Below are 23,904 nucleotides of genomic sequence, written 5' to 3'. Positions count from 1 at the left end.
CTGATTTCATTATATTTAGGAGGATTATCATATGTCTAGAGTTAAAAAAGCAGTGATTCCAGCTGCTGGTTTAGGAACACGTTTTTTACCTGCTACTAAAGCAATGCCAAAGGAAATGTTGCCAATCGTTGACAAGCCGACTATCCAATTTATCGTGGATGAAGCCCGGAAGTCTGGGATTGAAGATATTGTCATTGTAACTGGGAAGAGTAAGCGTAGTATTGAAGATTACTACGATTCTAACCCAGAACTTGAAGATAATTTACGCGCAAAGCACAAGGATGAAATGTTGAAGTTGGTTCAAGAAACCACCGATGTTAATTTATATTTCATTCGTCAATCACACCCACGTGGCTTAGGGGATGCGGTTTTAACTGCCAAAGCTTTCGTTGGTGATGAACCTTTCGTTGTCATGCTTGGTGATGACTTGATGGAAGACAAAGTGCCGTTAACTAAACAATTAATGGATAGTTATGATAAGACTCATGCCTCAACTTTGGCTGTGATGAAAGTGCCTCATGAAGAAGTTTCAAAGTATGGTGTGATCAATCCTGAAAGCGAAAAAGAACCTGGCTTGTTCAATGTTAACAACTTTGTTGAAAAGCCAAGTCCTGAAGATGCACCAAGTGATTTAGCTATCATTGGTCGTTACTTATTAACACCAGAAATTTTTGATGTCTTAGAACATCAAAAGCCTGGTAAAGGTAATGAAATTCAACTAACTGATGCCATCGATACCTTGAATAAGACTCAGCGCGTCTTTGCACACGAATTCAAAGGCACTCGGCATGATGTCGGCTACAAATTTGGCTATTTAAAGACCACGATTGAATATGGGTTGACGCATCCTGACGTTAAGGATGATTTACGGGCCTATATCAAAGATCTTGGCGCAAAATTGACCAAGGCTGATGCCAACACAGCTAGTAACACTAAGAAAAATACGAAATAATTAAACAAAAACGTTGCAACTGTTAGTCAGCTGCAACGTTTTTTTAGTGGTCACTTTTTAGCTTGAATAAATGTGGTTTACCGTAGTAGTAGCCTTGACGTAATGGAATTTCTAAATCGTCGGCTAGCTGATCTTCGGCGTCGTTTTCGACACCTTCTAGAATCAGACGCATATCATGTTTCGCTGCAATCCCGCGCCAGAATTTGAGTTCGGTGGGAATTTCGTCAGCTCGTTCTTCATTGCGAAAGTTTTGCATCGCAAATTTGATTTCTTCAGCGTAGCCGAGTAGTGGTTTGATATGGTCGTAAACGTTAATCCCAGTGCCGACATCATCCAAACTGAATTGAAGGCCGTGTGATTTAATCAATTCGATTTGTTTTTGCATAGCAGCTAGTGAATAATTGTCTTCCCCTGGTTCTTCGGTGACTTCGACGATCACTTTGGTGGGGAAGAGTTTCATTTGTGCATCAATCACCGCGTTGGCAATTTCTGGATTGAGAAATTGTTTGCGGTTAAAGTTGATTGAGACTGAGCCGATTTTTAAGGACAATTCGCTAGCCGTGGCTTTGAGTAGTTCAATTTGAACGTCAATGGGAATTGCCTCAAAGTTATCTGGCAGCGTCCAACGATCGTTCTCAGTTTCACGATAACGGATGAGCATTTCATAGCCAATTAATGAATTATTGAATTTATCTAATTGTGGCTGAATAAAATAACGATACATAGCCGTGCTCCTCGCATATAAATTATGTTTAAGAAAATTACTCTGTAAGGTACAGTTTATACCAAATCAGGCTTGAGCGAAACGATAAACAACCCAATAAAGACGATTGTTCGTCGGTTGTCTAAAAAATTGTGCAACAATTAATGATTTTGGATATAAATTAGTTGTAAAAGCGGTTATAATGTATGGTGGTTTGTTAATTTATATGAACGAAAAAATGGAGGATGTTAGATATGAAAATTGTTATCGTGGGATGTACCCATGCAGGAACAGCGGCAGCAGCTCAAATCTTAAAAAATCATCCCGAATCTGAAGTAACTATTTATGAACGTAATGATAATATTTCTTTCTTATCTTGTGGGATTTATTTATATTTAGGTGGAAAAGTAAAACGTTTGGAAGACATGTTCTATTCGTCACCAGATGCACTAGAAAAATTAGGGGCCACAGTTAAAACAAAGCATAATGTTTTAAAAATTGATGCGAAAGCCAAGACCATGCAGGTGGCTGATATGGCTAGCGGCAAAGTCTTTGAAGACACTTATGACAAATTGATCATGACAACTGGGTCATCTGTGGCGGTTCCACCAATCTTTGGGATTGATGAATCGAAAGTCTTATTGTGCAAGACTTATGAACAAGCTCAAGAAATCTATAAGACGGCTAAAGATAATCGGCGCATCGCCATTGTTGGTGCCGGTTATATTGGGACTGAACTTTCTGAAAGTTATGCCAATACGGATCATGATGTGACACTGTTTCAGTCGCATGATCAAATTTTGAATCATTACATCAGTAAAGACATGTCAGACCGAGCCGTTGATGTTTTGAAACAGCACGGTGTGAAAGTTCTATTGAATCACCGGGTCACTGGGTTTACTGGTAATGATGACGGCGAATTAGTCATTGAAACGAATCAAGGCGATTTTACAGCGGACTTAGCCATCGTTGGGACTGGATTTGTCCCAACAACTGAATTGTTGCGTGGTCAAGTTGAAATGGATAAGCATGGTGCAATCATTATTAATGATTATGTGCAAACGTCTAATCCTGATATTTATGCCGCCGGTGATTCTTGTGTCGTTAACTTCAATCCAACAGGTCGTTCAGCTTATACGCCATTAGCCACCAATGCGGTCCGTCAAGGGGCTTTAGCCGGATTGAATGTCTTTGGTGATATTCAACGCTACATGGGAACGCAAGCGACTTCAGCAATGCAATTATTTAATTACACGTTAGCAACGACCGGTTTGACTTACGAAGTTGCCAAACAAAGTCATATCCCAGTTGAACGGGTTGTTTTTGAAGGTAACTGGCGTCCAAGTTACATGCCATCAACTGATCCATTAACGATTGAATTAACTTATAATCCTGAAAATCGTAAAGTCTTGGGTGCGCAATTCTGGAGCCCACACGAAGTGGCCCAATCAGCCAATACAGTTTCCGTGGCGATTCAAAATGGTAATACCATTGATGACTTAGCCTTTGTTGATATGCTGTTCTCGCCAAACTTTGATGATCCGTTCAATTATTTGAATCTGGTTGCTCAAATGGCTGTGGACCAAGAAGAAAAGGCTGGTCGGACTAAGAGCCGTGTCACTGCAGTTGGTGACTGGGCTAAGCAGAACGATCAAAGTCTGAACGACCAGAAATAGGCGTTGTGACCCATGCGATGGAAATGGTTAGTTTTATTAATCGTGCCGTTGGGGTTACTCGCTAGTGGTTGTCAAAAACAAGTAACGGTTAAATTGCCGACGCAAGCGCCGACGAACTTTGCAACGCCGACTAAGCTGGCAACAACGACTGATCGGCAAAGATCCAAGTGGTTAGCAGACTTTGTGCAACAAAAGTTGTTGTCTAAACAAGGAATCTATACGACCTATTTAGAAACGGCTAAGCGAGGTAAAAGTGCCTCTGGTCATGAATTGTTGAGTGAATCGTCGGGTATGTGGTTACAATATTTGGCGACCACTAAACAGTGGGCAACGTTCAGGCAATTTTATCGGGCTACAAAAAAAACTTTTGATGACCATGGTCAGTTCAGTTATCGTTATGATCCGCGTGCCAAAAAGCGATATCGGGTCAATGCGACTCTGGATGATTTACGGATTATTCGGGCGCTATTGACTTATGATCAGATGCATCAAACGACGCATTATCGACAAGAAGCACGTACACGGTATCAGACGTTGGTCAACACTAGTATTAAGCAAGGTCATCTAGTGGATTATTACGATATGCAAAGTAAGAAGTCCACGACAACTGGTAGCCTAGCTTATTTTGATTTTAAAACGCTCAAGTATTTTGAGCAAGACACGAAGGCTGATCGCAAGTATTACCGGGATCAATTGACGGTCGTTAAAGGTGGCTATTTAGGTGATGTTTTTCCACTCTATGCCAAAAGTTATCAGTGGACAACGAGCACGTACAGTAGTGGTAGCCTGAATACTTCCGAAGCCTTGGAGACGTTGCTGCATTTGGCTGAAATTGGACAGCTGAAGGCGACCAGTCGCCGCTGGTTGATCCAGCGGGTGGCTAAACGTGACCTTGAGAATGGGTATACGACAACTGGAATTGTAAAAGTGGCTGGACAATCAGCTGCTAATTATGCGTTGGTTGCCATGATCTTTGCAGCTGAGAACGATCAGACACATTATCAACAAGCCATGCAACAAGTTTGGCGCTTACAAGTGAACTCACATGCTACTGATATTTTTGGTGCTATTGGTAATGCTAAAACACGTCAGACTTATTCTTATAGTAATTTAACGGCCCTGAATGCCGCGCTAAAGTAGCAAATTAGATTCAGATGAGCGGGGGCGTTATTAGTGACTGAGCTTAATCAGCTGCTAGTAAGGACTCCGCTCAATTTTTATGGAGGATTTTTTGGTGAAAAAGTGGAAACGGCGGTTGATGATTGCCGCGACAAAATTTGAAAGACTGATGCCACCACCATTATTGGCAACGTTATTGTGTGCAATCTTAGCAGGGGTACTCATTTTTGTGCCGCCAATCAATGGGCTCGCTGATAACGGTGATTATTATCGTGCCATGTATAGTAACGGCATTTACAAATTATTGGGGACTCATTATAATTATTTTGATTTTGTGACTCAAAAATATGGTTTGATGAAATATTATAATGAGTATTCATCAGTTAATTTTTCATCGCAACCGCTGTTTGTGAAATTAGCAATTGGGTTAAACAAACTGTTTTACAGTAAAACAGTTTTTGATATTCGGTTCATGGGGCTAGTGAACTACGTGTTCTATTTGGGGAGCATTTATTTAGTAACGGATGCCTTCACATACCCAGCAAAGCGGTGGCGTAACTACCTCATTGCTTTATTGGTCGTGTTTGTTTTCGGAGACTCATCATTTACGTTATATTTCAATTCGTTTTTTGCGGAGCCTCAGATGTTAAGCATGACGCTATATTCATTCGCAGCAATTTTATTGTTGGCGCGTCATCGTTATCGTCATCGCTGGCCGTTGATTATTTTATTCGGTGTGAGCACGGTGTTATTGATCTCAAGTAAATCACAGAATGCGCCCATCGCACTGAGTTATATCGTTGTCGCAATGGGGTTGCTGTTCTTACCGAATTTCAAGTCACAGCGGCTTTATCTGATTGTTGGAATGGGCCTGTTGTTAATTACTGGTGGGTTGACTTATAAATTGATTGGGTCCAGTTTCACGCAAATTAATACGTACCAGACTTTTTCACATGGTGTGCTGACACAGACTGATGATCCTAGTAAAACGTTGCGTCAAAATGGGATTGATGAACAGTACGCATTGATGAAAAGTCAAGATTATTATGCAAAACAGTTTGCCACAATCAATGCTTCTGGTAAATATGTCCAAAAAAACTTACTGACAAAATATGACTTTGTGTGGGTCGTTAAATATTATATGACACACTTAAAACAATTTGGTCGGTTACTAGATCTTGCTTCAGCGGATGTGATGATTACTCAAGTTAAAGCAGTTGGAGATTATTTACCAAATGTTGGTGCTAAAGCTGGTCAACAAGTCACGTTCTTTACCGGTTTTAGTTCGATTGCCGGTGCGTTCTTCCCACAGAAGTTTGCGTTCAACTGTTTATTGGCGGTTGCCTTAGTAATGGTTTATGCGGTTGGCTTTTATAACGACCTTAAACAACATCAAATTGAGGGTGTTTTACGGTTCTTCCTAGTTTTAGGCTTACTATCGATGTTCATCTTTGTGCCCATTATTTCAATTGTTGGTGATGGTGATGCGGATTTGGCTAAGCATATCTTCATGGTACCGGTTAGCATTGATTTGATTTTCATTTTATTTGTTTCAGATATTTTGAACCACCGCTTATGGCATGCTTACGACGAAGGGCAGGCGACAAAATGAAACGAGTCAAGTTATGGTTATTGGCTGTCATTAGCTTGGTTAGTTTTAGTTGTGTTTCAATGCTGACAGTCCAAGCGGCGTCCACGCCACGTGTGCTCTTCGTGTATGATTCACAAAATGTAGCCGATAATGATCAACAAAAAATTGCCGCAATTCAACGTCTCTTAACTGCAGCGCAAGTGCGGGTGACAACTACCGCAGCGGCTGATTATCATGCTGGAACGCTTACTAAGTACCAAGGTGTCATTACAATGATTAACTGGCCACAAACGACGATAAATAATCAAGCGTTTAATCGTGATCAACGTCGGTTTAAGGGATCCCGATTGCACATTGGCCAAAATCTAACTGCGATGGAAGCGACGGCACTGGGTGGTCAGCGCGTAAAACTTTATCATCAACAATTAACGCTGCAAAATCAGTCTGCAAAAATTCATCAATTATTACCATTTAGTGAAACGATGACGACACTTACACAGTTGCCGGCAAAGGCGCGGACGTTTGGCTGGCTTAAAGCGCAATCGGTTGATCAGCGGCTTTACCCTTACGGAACGTTGGTCGGCAATCAAGGTTATCTGCCTTATTTTTCGACCGGCGGCTATAGTTTTATTTTAGCAGCTCAACTAATTGGCCAACTTTTCGGTCAGACTGGGCATTATCAACCATTATTAACGATTACAAAAGTTACGCCGTATTCGAACTTAACGGTCTTGAATCAACTCAGTAAACGGCTGTATCAAGCGGGAATTCCGTTCGCAGTTAGTACGACTACAGTCGGCGATAACGCGCATTTCAAAGCTTATCAACGCTTTGTTAAAGTGCTACGCTTAATTGAGAATCGTGGTGGGGTCATTTTTCTAAAGACGCCGGTAGTTGGCGGGGTTACCGTTAGTAGTGGTCCTGGTCTAGATCGATTAATGACGGCTTATTTGATTCAGTTTGCTCAAAATCAGGTTTTCCCGGTCGGAATTAGTACGTCTGCTTATTGGAATCAAGATCAGGTTTATCGTGACAACGCTTTGACCAAGGCTAACCAGATTTTATGGTTGCCGGATCCAGCGACACCTGTCTATGCGAAGCAAGATAATCAGGCACGAACCTTTGATCGGAGTATTTATGGGTTGCCAGCATCGTCGTTAGCAACGGTGAAGCAAGGCTCGGATCTTGGTAAGCTAGGACTCGATTTTCCAATTCCAACGGCTGTAACGATGACGATGCCAAATAGTGAGCGGTCTTTGCATGATTTGATTCGACGACTCAAACGACTCAATTACCAGTGGTTTAATCCGGCATTAGCAGATACTAAGACTGAAATCACCAGCGGTACGGCTAGTTTTGGTTATCAACAGGGAACCTACTTTTTAAATGGACACCCAACAACTATCAACACGTCAGCGACTAAGTTAAAAACGTTGGCGAAAGTTAAACCAGAAGAAATATGGGTCAATCGCTTTTTTAAGGCACAGGGAAAATTTCTCCTAGTCTTCTTTTTATTGGCGTTTGCCGTATTTGTTGGCTTTATTTTGCTTGGCCGACGGGTTTATCTGAATATGTTTAAAAATAAGTCAGGAGGAAAATCGAAATGACGATTTTAGACGGCTTCTTATTTGTCGCAATTCTGGCGATTTGGGGGATTTTAGTTGTCAATGTTATTCTGACGATTGCGGGCTATATTAATTATTTACAAAAGGTTCGTCGGCCGGCACCTGAACTGCCGGCCGAGGTCCCCTTCGTTAGTATTATGGTGCCGGCTCATAATGAAGGCATTGTGATTGTTAAAACATTACAGTCATTATTAAATTTTGACTATCCACATGATCGATATGAGATTATCGTCATCAATGATAATTCTGATGATAATTCGGCAGAACTATTGGCCCGGGTCCAAGCACTGTATCCGCATCGTCATCTGGTTGTGATCAATACGGATAAGGTAACCGGTGGTAAAGGTAAATCGAATGCGTTAAATATTGGGCTAAAAAAAGCACGTGGGTCAATTATTTCAATTTATGATGCCGATAATACGCCGCAAGCCAGTGCACTACGTTACTTGGTGGCAGAATTGTTGGGGGATCCAAAATTGGCGGCAGTGATTGGCAAGTTTCGGACACGTAATAAGAATGCATCGTTGCTGACACGCTTTATTAATATCGAAACGTTATCTTTTCAGTGGATGGCGCAGGCTGGTCGTGAAAAGTTATTTAAGTTATGTACAATTCCTGGCACGAACTATGTGATTCGTCGAGACATTTTGGAAAAAATCGGTGGCTGGGATGTGAAGGCCCTCGCCGAAGATACCGAAATTAGCTTTCGGATTTATCGCATGGGTTATCGGATTCGCTTCCAGCCACTAGCAGTAACTTGGGAGCAGGAACCGCAAACATTAGATGTTTGGTTTCATCAACGAACCCGGTGGGTCAAAGGCAATATTTATGTGATTTTGAAAAATTCGCGATTGTTATTTACGAAGTCTGGTCGGCCAATTCGGTTTGATTTATTATACTTTTTATCGATTTATTTTCTATTAATGACATCATTAATCTTGTCCGATACAATGTTTGTGTTATCTGTTGCTGGAATTGCACATTCAGATTTAGTGGGATTTAGTAATTTACTATGGGTCATGGCCGTGGTGACCTTCGTCATTAGTACATTTGTGACGATCACCACGGAAAAAGGTGAAATGACATTCGCCAACTTTATGTTAATTATCTTTATGTACTTAGTTTATAGTCAGATGTGGTTGGCAGTGGCAGCACATGGAATGGTGGGGTATATTCGTGAACAAGTTTTTCATCAGCAAGCCAAATGGTACAAGACGAAACGCTATCAGTAGCTGGTTATTAATCTTAATTGCATTATTAACAGTTGGGATGAGCAGTGTCACGTTACCAGAATATTCGATTCAAGCGGCTAAGACGACTAAAAAGGCGTCAAACTTGAAGACTTATACGCAGCCGTTCCAGAATACCACGACGACACTGTCAGGTGAGTCGGTCCAAGCAAACCTGTATTTTATTAAGATGGATTATTGGCGGGTTAAGTCGGCAACGATTAATTTTAATTTTCAGGTTTCGCAATTAGCCAGTCGGTCAACTTCAGATATCACCTTGTCGTTGAATGGGACTAAATTCTATTCATTTCGACCTAAAAAGGAAACTGGCTTGCAGACGGAGTCAATCAAAGTACCGTTACGGTTGCTACAGGGTGAAAATCAATTACAGATTAATGGCCAAATTTTAAATCAAACCGGTGACAAAAATTATCAACTCGCGCAAACGCCGGCAAATTGGTTAACGATTTATGATGGTGCTAATGTTAACTTTCAATATGAATTAGAGCCACCGACCAAGGCCATCAAGTCATTTTATGCGCATTTTTCCGGTACCGATACGATTGCGGAAGAAAATTCAGTAATCACCTTACCTAAGCAAGCTAGCAATGCGGAATTAACGGCTGGTATGTATGCTTTATCGGGAGAAGCGCGGACGATTACGACTGAAGCTAGTCAAATCCCGGTGACCACGGCCGATACCGATGCCGCGAAGGCGGCTGATTATCAACTGGTTATTGCGACCTATGATCATTTACCAGCGGCGTTTCGTCAGCAAATCACCCGTAATCAGTTGGATCAGCGAGCGTTGATTAAAACGGTCACCAAAGGGAATCGACATTATTTAGTCGTGACGGCACTGACCGGCGCGATGCTAGAACGTGCGAGTCGCTTTGTGGCCAATCAAGAGTTGATGCAGGAAACTGAGGCGGATACCGAATATGTGAGTGCTGATACGCGGACGTACACCTCTGAATTACAATATGATGGCAGTTATCAATTGACGAAACAGGCGGAAACTTTGACAGGTGCTAAACATCAATCAAACACTTATTTTGTTAGTCTGCCAGTTGATCGGACCAATGCGGATGGCTCACAGATTCGGATTCATTTTCGATATGCTAAAAACTTGAATTTCAAGCGAGCACTGGCGACCGTGTCCTTGAATGGCAGTCCATTAGGCAGTAAGAAGCTGACAGCTGCCCATGCGGACAATGATAGTTTGACCGTGACGTTGCCAAAAGGGAAGGCACTGGGGCATACTTTCACGATTCAAGTCAGCTTTGACTTAGAGATGGCGGACCAAGATAGTTCGGACAATAGTGACACTCCTTGGGCCACGATTGAGCCGGATTCGAAAGCTTACATTAAGTCCCAACCAGTTTCAGATTTGCTCTTTACCAATTATCCGAATCTCTTTTTGAAAAATGATACCTTTAATCAGATTGCAGTTGTTCGACCGCAACGACTGACAGGCGATGACTATCAAACGTTGACCAATCTGTTTAACTTGATTGGCAATTATGCTCAAAGCAATACTGGCAAGGTTCAGTTCTACACCAAGCGGCCTAGTAAAACGGTTTTGAAGACGAGCAATGTGATTGCATTCGGGACACCGCAACAAAATGCGTTTATTAAGTCCTTGAATTCAAAGCTATATTTTAAATACAACCGAGATTATCATGGCTTTGTTTCGAATGAAAAACTGAGTATTGAACAAACTTATGGTCAGAACATTGGGACTGCTCAGTTACTACGCTCGCCTTATAATGCCCGCGCTGGTCTGTTGATTGTGACTGCGGCACATACAGGGGATGTTTATCGGGCCTCAACGCAACTGAATTATCAACGGAACATTTCCCAATATAAAGGGGATGCGATTGTTGTTGATCATGATAATAATCATTATGATTATCGTTTTAAAAAGAAGAAGACGGTTGATGATGGGGTGAGTGCTAAAACAGTCGTTTCACGCAATTCGCAGTTAGTCGTTTATTTAGCGATTGCGATTGTCGTGATTTTAATGATTGGTTTAGCAGCGTTCTTAATCTTACGTAAAAATGGCTTAATGACCGGAAAGGGGCGCGCTCATCATGAATGATGATCAACGTACCGCTGTGATGGCGGATATTTATTTATTACTCTTTCTCGGTCTATTTAGTACGACGGCTGTTCTAATGACTTTAACGGCAAACCTAACGTTAAATACGATCTATTTGGGTCTGACGCTGATTATGATCCTCATGACGTACTTTTTTGGGGCAGTGACGGGGTTAACAGCTAATCTTATCTTTATTTTTGTGCAAGCTGTAGTGATGATCTATATCAATTCGACACATCACTCGACGATTCCATTAATCATGATATTTTGGTTAATTATGCCGTTACTCTTGTCAGCCACTTTTTATGGGATGACACGTAACCTCACCAAGTTGCAAGCCGCAAATGCCAAGTTACGCGGAGATATTATGAAGCGTGGGGCGTTTGATGAACGGACGGATCTACGGACAACAGTGGCTTATATTCAAGATGCGCAAGTCTTCATTGAAACCAATCGGCGCTTTCAATTACCTGTGACAACGGTCATTATTCGAATTCGGTATTTCAATGAGATTAAACGGATGATGAACGACCAACAATTTACGGATTTATTGCGGCTGACGTCGGATACGATTTCAGCGACGACGCGTGATAACGATATTACTTATTCGTTAGATCAAGATAATCCGACCTGGGCTATTTTATTATTTTCCGATACACCGGGTGCACAGATTGCCGCTAATCGAATCAAGGTTGCCTTTGAAAAGAATTTAGCCAAGTCGGTGAGCTTGAGTTCTTTGGAAGTTTTACTAGTTGTCGGTATTTCTGCTTGGGACCCTGATAAAATGAAGAGTCCGTATGACTTTATGAATAATGGGATTAAAGCGACTGAATATGATGTTGCTCAGTCGTAGTTAATTAAATCATTTTACAAACCATGTGGCTTATTTCAAGCGCATGGTTTTTGTTTGGCTAATGGTGATTTAAGTCGATTTTTCGGCACTAATTCTGATGGAAAACACTAAGCTAAACCACCAATTAATTTTGAAAATCAACACATTGGCCGTTTTATTGCCTAAGAACATGGTATTAGCCTTGAACCTGAATAAGTAAAAGTCTATACTTTAATTTAAATTTGTTATGCTTACATAAGCCAACGATAAATGCAGTAACTCAGTCATGGAGACGACGATAATGACGCTTGATCAACTTGAGACATACTTACTATGGACAACACTAATATTAGCTGTAGCCTTTATGGCTATAATTCTCATTTATTATTGGTATTCGCGCAAGAGTTCTAATAATTACTTGGAAAATAATGAAATCGAATTACGCTATTTTATTCAAAAACAGGTCGATTATCATGGCGACGTGACGGGTTATGAGTGTTTATTACGTCAACATAACTCAGACGGCTCCTGGTCATTACCACAAAAGTTAGATTCATTACCCCTTCAGCGGGTCATTTTTTTGTTACAGGATACTTTCAAAGCGTTACCCGAAGTCCCAATTACGCTCTCCATCAATTTAGAGTATGACCAAATTGTCAGTCCAGATTTTCGTTATTTTGTTCGCTGGGCGATTGCAAATATTGATCCAATGCATTTATCGGTCGAGTATACGCCAAAGTATCAGCCTAAGCGGATCAATAAATGGCTCTTTCGGCGGCGTATCAGGCAAGCTCGTAAATACGGGATGACCTTTGGTATCGATAACGTTGGGTCTAATTTGAGCGACTTAAAAAGTATTGAATGGTTATTACCAGAAATCGATGCTTTAAAATGTTCCATGCGTGATTTTCGGAAAAAGGATGCCTCGGTTTGGCTTGATTTGAATTTACAATTCTGGTACAAGCTTTCGCAAGAACATCATATTAATTTAATTTTGATGGGTGTCGAGAACGCTGAAGATGAACAGTTAGCCCAGCAGTTAAAAATCGGTATTCGGCAGGGCTACTTATTTGGGCGACCAATTGATCCGGACAACGAGGAGGAAAATAATGGCGAAGCGCAACGCGACTGAAACAGACAAGCAACAGTTATATACGGATGCTTTCTTCAATAAAGGGCATTGGGGCTTGAAAATTTGGCAAAGCTTCATCGCACTTCTAGGGTGGATTGCGGTGATCATTCCGGTAGTTAGTACCGGGTTATCTTTTTGGCATAGTGTCGATCCACGGGTACCAGGGTTATGGACTTATCATGAGGGCGTCTTTGAAATTAAGTTCATTGGCATCCTACTGTTATTCATGTTTGTCTTTTCGTCACTATTTGCCGTGACAATGACAATTATTCAGAATCGTAAACGTGATCGGGTGGTTGAGCAGTGGCCGACTTTTAATCCGATTAACCAGAAAAAACGCACGAAGCTATTAGCACAATTTATGGATGACCGGTTTGGCACCCCAGCGTTTCGGGAGTCGGTTCGCGACTACCATGTTAAGCCAGAACAAAATTTAGAGACGGATACGTTTCAAAAGATGTATGAAGCAAATGATATTAGCGATTTAGATGAGTGAGGTAAAGCATGTTTAATATTTTTATTGATCATTTGTTGGCAGCGACTTGGGGTCAAACCTTACTTAACGTTGGCTTATTGGTTTTGTGTCTCTACCCAGTCACTGGGGCTTTTTTTTGGTTTGCTGGCGCGTTATCTTATCGCTTTTTCAAAACCAGTAAGCGTGACGATGATTGGGTTGAGATACCAGTAGAAAAACAGCCCCTGATTACGATTATGATTCCAGCCCATAACGAAGAGGTCATGATTGAAGAGACTATCACCTATTTATTTGACCGGTTGAATTATGAAAATTTTGAAGTCTTGGTCATGAATGATGGTTCGACCGACAAAACTGCCGAAATTATTCATCGTTTGCAGGCAACCTATCCGCGTTTACGAACCATTGAAATCGAGAAAAACAAAGGCAAGGCGCATGCTTTCAATATTGGCATGTACTTTGCCAAGGGTGAGTATATTTTAAGCAATGACGCGGATACGATCCCGGAAGAAGACGCGCTGATGAAATATATGAACTTCTTTAGTCATGATCGTGATATGAATACGTCGGCCGTGACGGCAAATATGGATGTCCAAAATCGGACGAAGTTACTAGGTAAGTCGCAAACAGTTGAATTTACGAGTATTGTTGGGGTCATTAAACGGAGTCAAACGGCAATCAACGACTCCATGTATGCCTATAGTGGGGCTAACACGTTGTATCGCAAGCAGTTTTTGATTGATGTTGGCGGCTTTCGGCAAAATCGAGCGACTGAAGATATTAGTATTGCTTGGGATCATCAAATGGTTGGTGCGGTGCCACGGTTTGCGCCGAACGTTGTCTTTCATATGAACGTGCCGGAAACGATTCATGATCTGTATAAGCAACGTAAACGCTGGGCGCAAGGTGGGACCGAAGTCTGGTTAACGAATATTAAAAAATTCATTTTTCACCCTTGGCGCCGGCGTTATCAGCTCTCGATGTTCATTGATTCCACGTTGTCGATTATTTGGTCGTTTTTCTTCTTGATTACTTCGGTAATGTTTATATTATTGATGGCCTATTTTTTAGTCACGGGTAATTTTGAACGGGTCTACCACGGTATTATGATGTCATTTATTTTTGTGACTTTCGAAATGATTGCGGGTTTTATGCAGTTATTGGCAGCATTATTGCTGGATCATCATGGCGCCAAATTGAAATATTTGTGGTTTGCGCCACTTTATATGCTTTTTTATTGGATGATCAATCCAATCACGGTCGTCATGACCTTTATTCCGGCCTGCAAGACGATTCTAGGCTGGGGGTCGGGGACTTGGACCAGTCCTGAACGAAAATCGTTACAAAAGTAATGCAAGCTGGTTTGGGAGACTCCTAAACCAACTTTTTCAGTTGTGTACAAACAACTTAGTCGACAAATGTAAATTTTGGGGGTATATTTAGCCACATAGTATTTTTAGTGGGAGGGGTCTTTAGAAATGGCAAAAAGTTACGACGTGATTATTATTGGTGCTGGTCCTGCTGGGATGACAGCGGCCCTTTATGCCTCACGAGCCAACTTATCAGTGTTACTGTTAGATCGCGGTATCTACGGTGGTCAAATGAATAATACCGCCGCAATTGAAAACTATCCTGGTTTTAAATCAATTTTAGGACCAGATTTAGCGAAAGACATGTATGAATCAGCGACCCAATTTGGCGCAGAATATGCTTATGGGAGTGTTGAATCTGTTGAAGACCAAGGCGACATTAAAATCGTCAAAACGGACTCTGACACATTTGAGACGAAGGCCTTAGTAATTGGGACTGGTTCTGAATATCGGAAGTTAGGCGTTCCTGGTGAGGACACTTATGGTGGCCGGGGTGTGTCGTACTGTGCCGTTTGTGATGGCGCATTCTTCCGTAACAAGCATGTCGTTGTCATTGGTGGTGGCGATTCAGCCATTGAAGAAGGCAGTTATTTGACACAGTTAGCCGATAAAGTGACCGTTATTCATCGACGTGACCAATTGCGTGCCCAACAAATTCTTCAAGATCGTGCTTTTGCTAACGATAAGATGGAATTTGTCTGGAACAGCAACGTGACTGAGATTATCGGTGACGGTAAGAAGGTCACTGGGGTCAAAGTGAATAACAATCAAACTGGTGAAAACAGTGAAATTGCCGTTGACGGTGTGTTTATTTACGTTGGCATCAACCCAATCACGAAGCCATTTGGTAATCTTGGTATTACTGATAAAAATGGTTGGATCGAAACGAACGACCACATGGAAACTAAAGTTCCCGGTATTTTCGCGATTGGTGACGTGCGCAAGAAAGACTTACGTCAAGTTGCGACAGCTGTTGGCGAAGGCGGGACTGCTGGCCAACAAGTCTACAGTTATATCACAGCTTTAGGCGATAAAGTTAAAAATTAAAGTTAAGAGATAATCAAAAACGAAGTTGAATTCTTAAATAAGGATTCAACTTCGTTTCTTTAGTGTTGATATGGAAATAGCAATAAGTGTTTATTGGTATAAGTTCCGAGATAAATATCACTAATTTCATAGTGTTGGGCGTCTAATTGGGTTTGTAGCCAGGCCAAATCGTGTTCGCTCGTTTCGAGCGCATCCGCATTCAGTTGTCCGTCCACAATAATGGGGTATTTGATCGAATCATCGCCAACTTGAGTGATGGTTAACTGACCATTTTGTTCAAGCACGGCGCGCTTCACGAAGCGAATATCTGTAATGCCTTCAGTTCGTAACCGAAAAGCGAGATCATTTGCACTCATGCCATTTTTCAAAGCCGTCGCGACGAGTAATTCGCCATTCTTGATCAGGAGTTGTGGCTTACCATCGATCAGTTGCTTAATATAATGATTGTGATGGGTCAAGAAACGGAGGACGAGTACGAGAATCGTCCAAATGAGTAGGACTAAAATGTACTGCAAGACGGTGACACTCGTGCTGTAGATCATTCCACCGACAATTGCACCTAGCACGTAATTTTGAACCTGATCTAAGGCGCTGATTGGTGCTAGATTACTTTTACCGGATAAGTTGATTTGTAAAATAATGGTTAATAGTCCGAGCGCTAATTTAATAGAAACATCCCAGTAAGAAAACATCTAATCGCCTGCCTTAACATAAGTTATTTTCGCGTTGATGGGCGTGGCTTTGGTGAGTGTGTAGCTGTTGCCATCCGGATTGATAGTGACATTGTAGACCCGTTGCTTGACCTTGATTAGCAAACCGCTATTAACTGTTGAACTATTCGCCCAAACTTGTTGCTGACTGACGCCTTTTTCGTGGGCAACTTGCTGCATGATCTGCGTGACCTGTGATTTTTGTGAGAAACTTGATTGTAAACTCTGCCATTCGTTCACTTGAATGCCGACGAGCAATAATAATAGCAGCACCATAATGATGACTAAATCGCGATATTTAAGGTCGGTTTTGTGCCGATACCAAAGCCAACTAGCAGCTGCAATGACAAGAATAATGATACTGATTACCGCAAGTTGAAACAGGGTATGATTACTATTTTGATGGGTCAAATAAGGATATGAATAAAAAGTCATGGCACCCTCCTTGATTAACATAATTATACCAAGTTTATGACTTTAGTTAACAAATAAACCGCTACCAAATTGTTAAGCCAATCAATTAATGTTCACTTAAAATTGACAAGAATTGCCCGTTTTAACGGGATTTTTAGTAAATTTTAGGTTACGGACGGTGTGTCTGTTGTATACTATTTCTGTAAGCACTCACAATAATAAGAATTGGGGATGGTCTACTTGAGTTGGAAAGATACCTATGCAACTTGGAAGAACCAAGCAACGCTTGAATCAAGCCTTAAACAAGAATTAGCAGCCAGCGCCGGGGACGACGCAACTTTGGAGGATGCTTTTTATCAACCAATGGAATTCGGGACGGCTGGGATGCGCGGCATTCTCGGACCCGGAATCAATCGGATGAATATCTATACGGTGCGGCAAGCTACCGAAGGCCTCGCCACATTTATGGATACTTTGGATGCGGAAGTCAAGGAACGTGGGGTCGCTATTAGTTTTGACTCTCGTCACCATTCTGAAGACTTTGCCCATGAATCTGCCCGTGTCTTGGGCGAACATGGTATCAAATCATTTGTTTTTGAAAGTTTGCGCCCAACACCAGAACTTTCCTTCACGGTACGGCATTTACATACTTATGCCGGTATCATGATCACTGCCAGCCATAACCCTAAGCAATATAACGGTTATAAGATCTATGGTGAAGATGGCGGTCAAATGCCACCTAAGGAATCTGACTTAATCACGTCATATATTCGGAAAGTGACTGATTTATTTGCCATTAAAGTGGCTGATGAAGATAAGTTGCTCGCTGATAAGACGATGACGATTATTGGTGACGATGTTGATCAGGCCTATTTAGCTAAGGTTAAGACGGTTAATATCAATCAAAAATTAATCGACGAAGTTGGTAAGGACATGAAGTTAGTCTTCACGCCATTACATGGGACTGGACGGATGTTAGGCGAAAAAGCCTTGCGGAATGCCGGTTTCAAGAACTTTAGTGTGGTTAAAGAACAAGCCGTTGCAGACCCCGAGTTCTCAACGGTTAAATTCCCGAACCCTGAATTCCCCGAAGCCTTCAAGATGGCCATCGACTTAGGCAAAAAAGAAGGCGCCGATGTTTTGATCGCCGTTGATCCCGATGCTGACCGGCTAGGGACGGCTGTTCGTCAACCAGATGGCGAATACGTGCTTTTAACTGGGAACCAAATCGCTGCTGTCTTATTGCACTACATTTTGCAAGCCAATAAAGATGCCGGGACGTTGCCAGCGAATGCTGCTGCGGTTAAATCAATTGTTTCGAGTGAATTTGCAACCAAGGTCGCTGCTTCATACAACGTTGATATGATCAACGTCTTGACCGGGTTCAAGTACATTGCGGAACAAATCGAACATTTCCAAGATACCGGTGAACATACTTATATGTTCGGTTTCGAAGAAAGTTACGGTTACTTGATCAAGCCATTCGTGCATGATAAGGATGCCATTCAAACGACCGTCTTATTGGCCGAAGTTGCTGCTTATTATAAGCAACAAGGCAAGAACCTCTATGATGGGTTACAAGACTTGTTTGCTGAATATGGCTACTTCCGTGAAAAGACGACTTCTGAAGAATTCGATGGTGTTGGCGGTGGTGACAAGATCACGGCGTTGATGACTAAATTCCGGAATGAAGCTCCCGTTGACTTTGCTGGTTACAAAGTGGTTTCAACCGAAGACTTTGCGTCACAAACTGAAACGTTTGCTGACGGTCATACGGCACCGATTGCGTTACCAACAGCCAACGTTTTGAAATATAAACTCGAAGATGGCACTTGGATTGCAATTCGCCCATCTGGGACTGAACCTAAGATCAAGTTCTATATCGGGACTTTAGGTGACAGTTTGAATGAAGCTAACTCGAAGCTTGATCAATTTGATCTGGCCATTCAAGCCTTCATTAAAGAATAGATGATTTAATTAAAACTGGTTTGCTAAATTTTGGCAGCCAGTTTTTTTGACTTTTTAAAAGTCAATCGCCTCATGATTATACTGGCAAGTGCCGGATAATCGTGGGGCGATTGGTGTTTAAGTGGGTTAATACTCATTCGGATTTGCAGCTAAAGGTTGATAAGCGTCCATTTCGGCATCACGGTAATCCCACCATTCATTCTCGTAGCCGACGAAGCCGGCAGCTAACATGGCAGTGTTTAAGATTTGATAGTAGTGATCTTGAATCGCCGTTCGAGGGGCGTCACGATGGGCGAGGGGACTGAAGTCATCAAAAGGTGTCGGCATGGGGCACTCATTGCCAACCATATCGGTCAAGGTCAAATCAAGGGTGACACCTTTTTGATGACTGAAATTGGGATTGGGTTTGGCCACAAATTCCGGATCAGGATAGACGTCAAAGAGGCATTTTTGGGCACTGACTGGCCGATAAGCGTCCCAAATTTTCAAACGGTAACCTTGGGCGTTGAGGGCTTTGCTAGCGGCAGCCAGTTTTCGAGCCGTCCCAGTGCGGACGATTGCCGTGGTGAAATCATAGATAACTTGGTGGGTGAAATTATTGGTAGTGGCATAACGTAAGTCAACAATGATGGTTGGCGCCAATGCTTGGACATTCGTAAAACCGGTTAATTCAGGTGACATAACTGTGTAGACCTCCCTCACTTTAATTAGCTCTATTGTACGCAATCTCAACGGTTTTGTCCGGTGCAATGATTTAGACCAATTAATAAGGTTTTAAAAGTGGACAATTATTATGATTGCCTGTTATGATGGCAGTTATTGTGTGAAAAAAGAAAGAGCGAGGTGAAGCTAATGGATCGTCAAACGAAACGGGCCATATTTATTCTAGTCTTCAGTGAATTTTTAGTGTGTTTAGGAATTAGTTTAGTCATTCCAGTGATGCCATTTATCAAAAATGACTTACAGTTAACTGCGACCGATATGGGAATCATGAATGCCTTATTTGCGTTGGCGCAATTCGTAGCTTCACCGATTATTGGCCGTGTTTCGGATCGTATTGGCCGAAAACCAGTTTTAACGGCTGGCCTGTTTTTATACATGGTTTCGGAATTCTTGTTTGCGTTGACCAATCATCTTTGGATGTTCAATATTTCTCGTTTGATTGGGGGCTTGTCGGCCGCGATGGTCGTGCCAACTGCGATGGCGTTAGCGTCAGACATCACGACTAAACGGCAACGGGCGAAGGTCATTGGTTGGTTGTCCGCAGCCTTTAGTGGTGGCCTGATTTTGGGACCTGGGATCGGCGGTATTTTGGCTGGAATCAGTTATAAGACACCGTTCTGGGTGGCGGGTGCACTGGGGCTGATCTCAGCGATTGTGTTAATCAGTTTATTACCGAGCGATGCGGAGACTTTGGCGAAAACGGACCTCGAACCAGCTGAAAATGCCGAGCCAGCTCATCATCCAATGTCGCGCGCCTTTTGGACGGTACCAATTATTATCCTTTTCACGATGATTCTGGTGTCATCCTTTGGGTTGCAGGGGTTTGAAAGCATCTATAAGTATTTACGTGAATGAAGTCTTCCACTTTAGCTTGAACAACATCGCGTTAGTTTTGACGTTGAACGGCTTGATTTCGTTGTTCCTCCAAGTAGCGTTGTTCGATACTTTCGTCCAACGTTTTGGCGAGCGACGGGTGATTCGGTTCTGCTTTGCGTCAGCCGCAGTTTGTACGATCTGGATCACGCAAGCGCACACTAAGTGGGAAGTCATGGTTGCGACCTTGGTTATTTTCTCAGCATTCGATTTAGTACGACCAGCGATTACAACGTTGTTGACGAAAGCGAGTGAGTCTAATCAAGGGTTGATTAATGGGCTGAATATGTCTTTGACGAGTGTCGGCAATATCGTCGGACCCATCATGTCAGGGATGTTATTAGACATGAATACCCACTATCCGTATATTGTCGTTGCTGGGTTCTTGATCGTATCCTACTTAATGGCGTTTATGCTACGTCAGCCAGGTAATCAGGCCAAGGCAGCTAGGTAGGCGGCAAATTTAACAGAGGTGACTTCACGAGGGTGGGGTCGCCTTTTTGGTTGCTCACAGGCGGTGGGTTTGGTACACTAGGTCCAATTTAACTTAATTCAGGAAGGTGATTGAGATGGGAATGCATCAATATTTACAAAGCTTGAGTAACTTAGAAACGATTCAACGCGCGCCGGGGTTCTTTAAGTATCAAAATCACTCGGTGGCGGCGCACTCGTTTAAAGTGACGGAGATCGCACAGTTTTTAGGCGATGTGGAAGAAAACGCTGGCAATCAAATTAACTGGCGGGCATTGTATGAAAAGGCGTTGAATCATGATTATAACGAACGTTTCATCGGCGATATCAAAACGCCGGTCAAATATGCGACTGCAACGCTGCGAGAAATGTTAGCGGATGTTGAACATAAATTGTCGCAAAACTTTGTACAAAATGAAATTCCGGCTGAGTTTCAAGCGGCTTATTCACGGCGCTTATCGGAAGGTAAGGACGCCACGCTAGAGGGCCAGATCTTATCGGTAGCAGATAAAGTTGATCTGCTGTATGAATCATTTGGTGAGATTCAAAAAGGCAATCCAGAACCCGTTTTTACAGACATTTATCAAGAAAGCTTGAAGACAATCGTGTCCTTTAAGCCCTTGGCAAGTGTGCAATATTTCTTGAAATCGGTCTTGCCTGAAATGTTAGCGGAATCGTTTACGAATCAAGAGAAGCTGCAAGCTTTGACGACCCAAATTTTAACGCCAACTGAGCAATCCGATTAATGGCGAAAGTATGTTCGATGTGCTAAAATAAATAGCGATTTGTAATTGATAGGGAAGCGTGTGCTTGCCTATTTTTTATGCCGCTCAGTGCGGTTAACGTTAATAAAATTAAACCCTTTAAAGGAGGAGTCGCTTTTGATTGATCGAGTTGATGATAACAAGTTTGACTTAGTTTCAGACTATCAGCCAACGGGGGACCAACCCCAGGCTATTCAAAAGTTAACGGCGGGCTTGGATGCCGGCGAAAAGGAACAGATTTTGCTGGGGGCTACCGGGACTGGGAAAACATTCACGATTTCGAATGTGATTGCTCAGGAAAACCGACCAACGTTGATTTTGTCACATAATAAGACGTTAGCAGGCCAATTATATGGGGAATTTAAGAAGTTTTTCCCGAATAATGCTGTGGAATACTTTGTCAGTTACTATGATTATTATCAACCCGAAGCGTATGTGCCTTCGAGTGATACGTACATTGAAAAGGACTCTGCGATTAATGATGAAATCGATAAGCTTCGGCATTCAGCGACGAGTTCATTATTGGAACGCAACGATGTAATTGTTGTTGCGTCAGTATCGAGTATTTTCGGTTTAGGGGATCCCCATGAGTATAAAGATCATGTGGTTTCACTACGAGTTGGGATGGAAATTCCGCGAGATGACTTATTACGAAAATTAGTCGACATTCAGTTTGATCGCAACGATATTGACTTTCAACGGGGCCGTTTCCGCGTACATGGCGATGTGGTGGAAATCTTCCCAGCGTCGCGGGATGACCACGCGTTACGGGTTGAATTCTTTGGTGATGAAATTGACCGTATTCGTGAAATTGATGCGTTGACTGGTGAAATTGTTGCTGATCGTGATCATGTGGCGATTTTCCCAGCGACCCACTTTATGACGAATGATGCCATTATGGAACATGCCATTAACGGCATTGAAGACGAGATGAACGGCCGCTTAAAAGAACTCGATAACGATGGCAAATTGTTGGAAGCGCAACGGTTGAAGCAACGGACGACTTATGATATTGAAATGCTCCGCGAAATGGGGTATACCAGTGGCATTGAAAACTATTCACGATTCATGGATGGTCGTAAGCCCGGTGAACCCCCTTATACATTACTTGATTTCTTCCCGAAAGACTTTTTGATGGTCGTTGATGAATCTCACGTGACGATGCCACAAGTTCGTGGAATGTATAACGGTGACCGTGCGCGTAAACAGATGCTAGTCGACTATGGTTTCCGGTTACCGTCAGCCTTAGATAACCGGCCATTAAAGCTTGAAGAAGTCGAACAGCACATTAATCAAGTCGTTTATATGTCTGCGACGCCGGGCCCATACGAAATGGGGCGGACGAAACACGTAGTCCAACAGATTATTCGGCCGACGGGGCTATTGGATCCAACCATTGAGGTCCGGCCAATTATGGGTCAAATCGATGACTTAGTTGGTGAAATCAATAAGCGGGTCGACCGCGACGAACGGGTCTTTATTACGACTCTAACCAAGAAAATGTCGGAAGACTTAACGGACTATCTGAAAGATTTAGGGATCAAAGTTGCATACTTACACAGTGATATCAAGACGTTGGAACGGACTAAAATTATTCGTGACCTCCGTTTAGGTAAATACGACGTTTTAGTTGGGATCAACCTCCTGCGTGAAGGAATCGATGTGCCCGAAGTTTCCCTGGTTGCGATTTTGGATGCGGATAAGGAAGGCTTCTTACGGAATGAACGTTCGTTGATCCAGACGATTGGGCGAGCCGCCCGGAACGAAAATGGGGCCGTCATCATGTATGCGGATTCAACGACTGAATCAATGCAAGCAGCTATCGACGAAACGGCGCGTCGGCGTGGTATTCAAGAAAAGTACAACGAAGATCATCATATCACGCCGAAGACGATCAAGAAGGCGATTCCGGACTTGATTGCATCGACGAAGAATACGGAAGACGCTGGCAAAAAGGATGACTTCTTGGAGACGGACTTCGACGATATGACGCATGAACAACAATTAGAATTAATCAGTAAATTAGAGGAACAGATGAAGACAGCGGCGAAGAAACTCGACTTCGAGCAAGCCGCGACCTTACGGGATACCGTAATGGAATTGAAAGCACAGATCAGCTAGGAGGTCCT

General features: G+C 42.5%; 19 protein-coding genes and 1 pseudogene. 16 read left to right on the top strand and 4 right to left on the bottom strand.

Annotated elements, in window-relative coordinates; all coding sequences use genetic code 11:
* The first annotated feature begins 31 nt into the window (after window positions 1–31).
* Entirely contained in the window at window positions 32–952 is a 921-nt protein-coding gene (gene galU, locus FFM70_RS05225; protein ID WP_137615795.1) for a UTP--glucose-1-phosphate uridylyltransferase GalU, read from the top strand.
* Window positions 953–995: 43 nt separating this feature from the next.
* On the opposite strand, the gene FFM70_RS05220 is transcribed toward galU, so the two are convergent.
* Window positions 996–1,676: an EAL domain-containing protein gene (locus FFM70_RS05220; RefSeq protein WP_137615794.1), complete on the bottom strand. Its 681-nt coding sequence runs from the start codon at window positions 1,674–1,676 to the stop codon at window positions 996–998.
* A 233-nt stretch (window positions 1,677–1,909) separates the two neighbouring features.
* Between FFM70_RS05220 and FFM70_RS05215 the strand changes: the two genes are divergently transcribed.
* The 11 genes from FFM70_RS05215 to trxB all read left to right on the top strand — a co-directional run bounded on the left by FFM70_RS05215 (window position 1,910) and on the right by trxB (window position 15,852).
* Window positions 1,910–3,331 (top strand): FAD-dependent oxidoreductase, encoded by a 1,422-nt coding sequence (locus tag FFM70_RS05215; protein ID WP_137615793.1) that lies wholly within the window; start codon window positions 1,910–1,912, stop codon window positions 3,329–3,331.
* A 12-nt stretch (window positions 3,332–3,343) separates the two neighbouring features.
* Window positions 3,344–4,471 carry a glycosyl hydrolase family 8 gene (locus FFM70_RS05210; RefSeq protein ID WP_137615792.1) on the top strand — a complete coding sequence of 376 codons (1,128 nt, stop codon included), beginning with the start codon at window positions 3,344–3,346 and terminating at the stop codon, window positions 4,469–4,471.
* A gap of 118 nt (window positions 4,472–4,589) precedes the next feature.
* Window positions 4,590–6,062 carry a glycan biosynthesis hexose transferase WsfD gene (gene wsfD, locus FFM70_RS05205; RefSeq protein WP_137615916.1) on the top strand — a complete coding sequence of 491 codons (1,473 nt, stop codon included), beginning with the start codon at window positions 4,590–4,592 and terminating at the stop codon, window positions 6,060–6,062.
* A complete protein-coding gene (locus tag FFM70_RS05200; RefSeq protein WP_137615791.1) occupies window positions 6,059–7,648 on the top strand; it encodes a hypothetical protein in 1,590 nt (529 codons plus the stop codon). The genes wsfD and FFM70_RS05200 overlap by 4 nt, the downstream gene beginning before the upstream one ends.
* Window positions 7,645–8,898 (top strand): glycosyltransferase family 2 protein, encoded by a 1,254-nt coding sequence (locus tag FFM70_RS05195; protein ID WP_137615790.1) that lies wholly within the window; start codon window positions 7,645–7,647, stop codon window positions 8,896–8,898. Before FFM70_RS05200 ends, FFM70_RS05195 begins: the two co-directional genes overlap by 4 nt.
* A complete protein-coding gene (locus FFM70_RS05190) occupies window positions 8,837–10,996 on the top strand; it encodes a cellulose biosynthesis cyclic di-GMP-binding regulatory protein BcsB (protein ID WP_223877444.1) in 2,160 nt (719 codons plus the stop codon). Before FFM70_RS05195 ends, FFM70_RS05190 begins: the two co-directional genes overlap by 62 nt.
* Window positions 10,989–11,849, top strand: coding sequence for a GGDEF domain-containing protein (locus tag FFM70_RS05185; protein ID WP_137615788.1), 861 nt, complete (start codon window positions 10,989–10,991; stop codon window positions 11,847–11,849). The genes FFM70_RS05190 and FFM70_RS05185 overlap by 8 nt, the downstream gene beginning before the upstream one ends.
* A 280-nt stretch (window positions 11,850–12,129) precedes the next feature.
* A complete protein-coding gene (locus tag FFM70_RS05180) occupies window positions 12,130–12,960 on the top strand; it encodes an EAL domain-containing protein (RefSeq protein WP_137615787.1) in 831 nt (276 codons plus the stop codon).
* The gene (locus FFM70_RS05175; protein ID WP_137615786.1) at window positions 12,938–13,456 is read left to right on the top strand and encodes a hypothetical protein; all 519 of its coding nucleotides are present in this window, start codon (window positions 12,938–12,940) and stop codon (window positions 13,454–13,456) included. Before FFM70_RS05180 ends, FFM70_RS05175 begins: the two co-directional genes overlap by 23 nt.
* A gap of 8 nt (window positions 13,457–13,464) precedes the next feature.
* Window positions 13,465–14,787 carry a glycosyltransferase family 2 protein gene (locus FFM70_RS05170; RefSeq protein ID WP_137615785.1) on the top strand — a complete coding sequence of 441 codons (1,323 nt, stop codon included), beginning with the start codon at window positions 13,465–13,467 and terminating at the stop codon, window positions 14,785–14,787.
* A 126-nt stretch (window positions 14,788–14,913) separates the two neighbouring features.
* Complete coding sequence (gene trxB / locus FFM70_RS05165; RefSeq protein ID WP_137615784.1) at window positions 14,914–15,852, top strand: thioredoxin-disulfide reductase; 939 nt, start codon at window positions 14,914–14,916, stop codon at window positions 15,850–15,852.
* 59 nt (window positions 15,853–15,911) lie between these two features.
* Here the strand turns inward: trxB and FFM70_RS05160 are convergent, their stop codons facing one another.
* Window positions 15,912–16,544: a DUF421 domain-containing protein gene (locus tag FFM70_RS05160; RefSeq protein ID WP_137615783.1), complete on the bottom strand. Its 633-nt coding sequence runs from the start codon at window positions 16,542–16,544 to the stop codon at window positions 15,912–15,914.
* Window positions 16,545–16,997 (bottom strand): DUF3290 domain-containing protein, encoded by a 453-nt coding sequence (locus tag FFM70_RS05155; RefSeq protein ID WP_137615782.1) that lies wholly within the window; start codon window positions 16,995–16,997, stop codon window positions 16,545–16,547.
* A gap of 219 nt (window positions 16,998–17,216) precedes the next feature.
* Here FFM70_RS05155 and FFM70_RS05150 point away from each other — a divergent pair, with 219 nt between their 5' ends.
* Window positions 17,217–18,944 carry a phospho-sugar mutase gene (locus FFM70_RS05150; protein WP_137615781.1) on the top strand — a complete coding sequence of 576 codons (1,728 nt, stop codon included), beginning with the start codon at window positions 17,217–17,219 and terminating at the stop codon, window positions 18,942–18,944.
* Between the two features lie 126 nt (window positions 18,945–19,070).
* Here the strand turns inward: FFM70_RS05150 and FFM70_RS05145 are convergent, their stop codons facing one another.
* The gene (locus tag FFM70_RS05145; protein ID WP_137615780.1) at window positions 19,071–19,625 is read right to left on the bottom strand and encodes a M15 family metallopeptidase; all 555 of its coding nucleotides are present in this window, start codon (window positions 19,623–19,625) and stop codon (window positions 19,071–19,073) included.
* Window positions 19,626–19,796: 171 nt separating this feature from the next.
* On the opposite strand from FFM70_RS05145, the pseudogene FFM70_RS05140 reads away from it, so the two are divergent.
* From FFM70_RS05140 to uvrB, 3 genes and pseudogenes are all read left to right on the top strand, one after another.
* Window positions 19,797–20,994: pseudogene (locus FFM70_RS05140) on the top strand (MFS transporter).
* A gap of 115 nt (window positions 20,995–21,109) precedes the next feature.
* Window positions 21,110–21,757, top strand: coding sequence for a YfbR-like 5'-deoxynucleotidase (locus tag FFM70_RS05135; protein ID WP_137615779.1), 648 nt, complete (start codon window positions 21,110–21,112; stop codon window positions 21,755–21,757).
* A gap of 135 nt (window positions 21,758–21,892) precedes the next feature.
* Window positions 21,893–23,896 carry an excinuclease ABC subunit UvrB gene (gene uvrB / locus FFM70_RS05130; protein WP_137615778.1) on the top strand — a complete coding sequence of 668 codons (2,004 nt, stop codon included), beginning with the start codon at window positions 21,893–21,895 and terminating at the stop codon, window positions 23,894–23,896.
* Window positions 23,897–23,904: the final 8 nt, after the last annotated feature.

Source organism: Lactiplantibacillus nangangensis (assembly GCF_005405065.1).
GTDB classification, from domain to species: domain Bacteria; phylum Bacillota; class Bacilli; order Lactobacillales; family Lactobacillaceae; genus Lactiplantibacillus; species Lactiplantibacillus nangangensis.
Note: the sequence above shows the minus strand (reverse complement) of the source record. Positions and strands in the feature narration are given on the sequence as shown.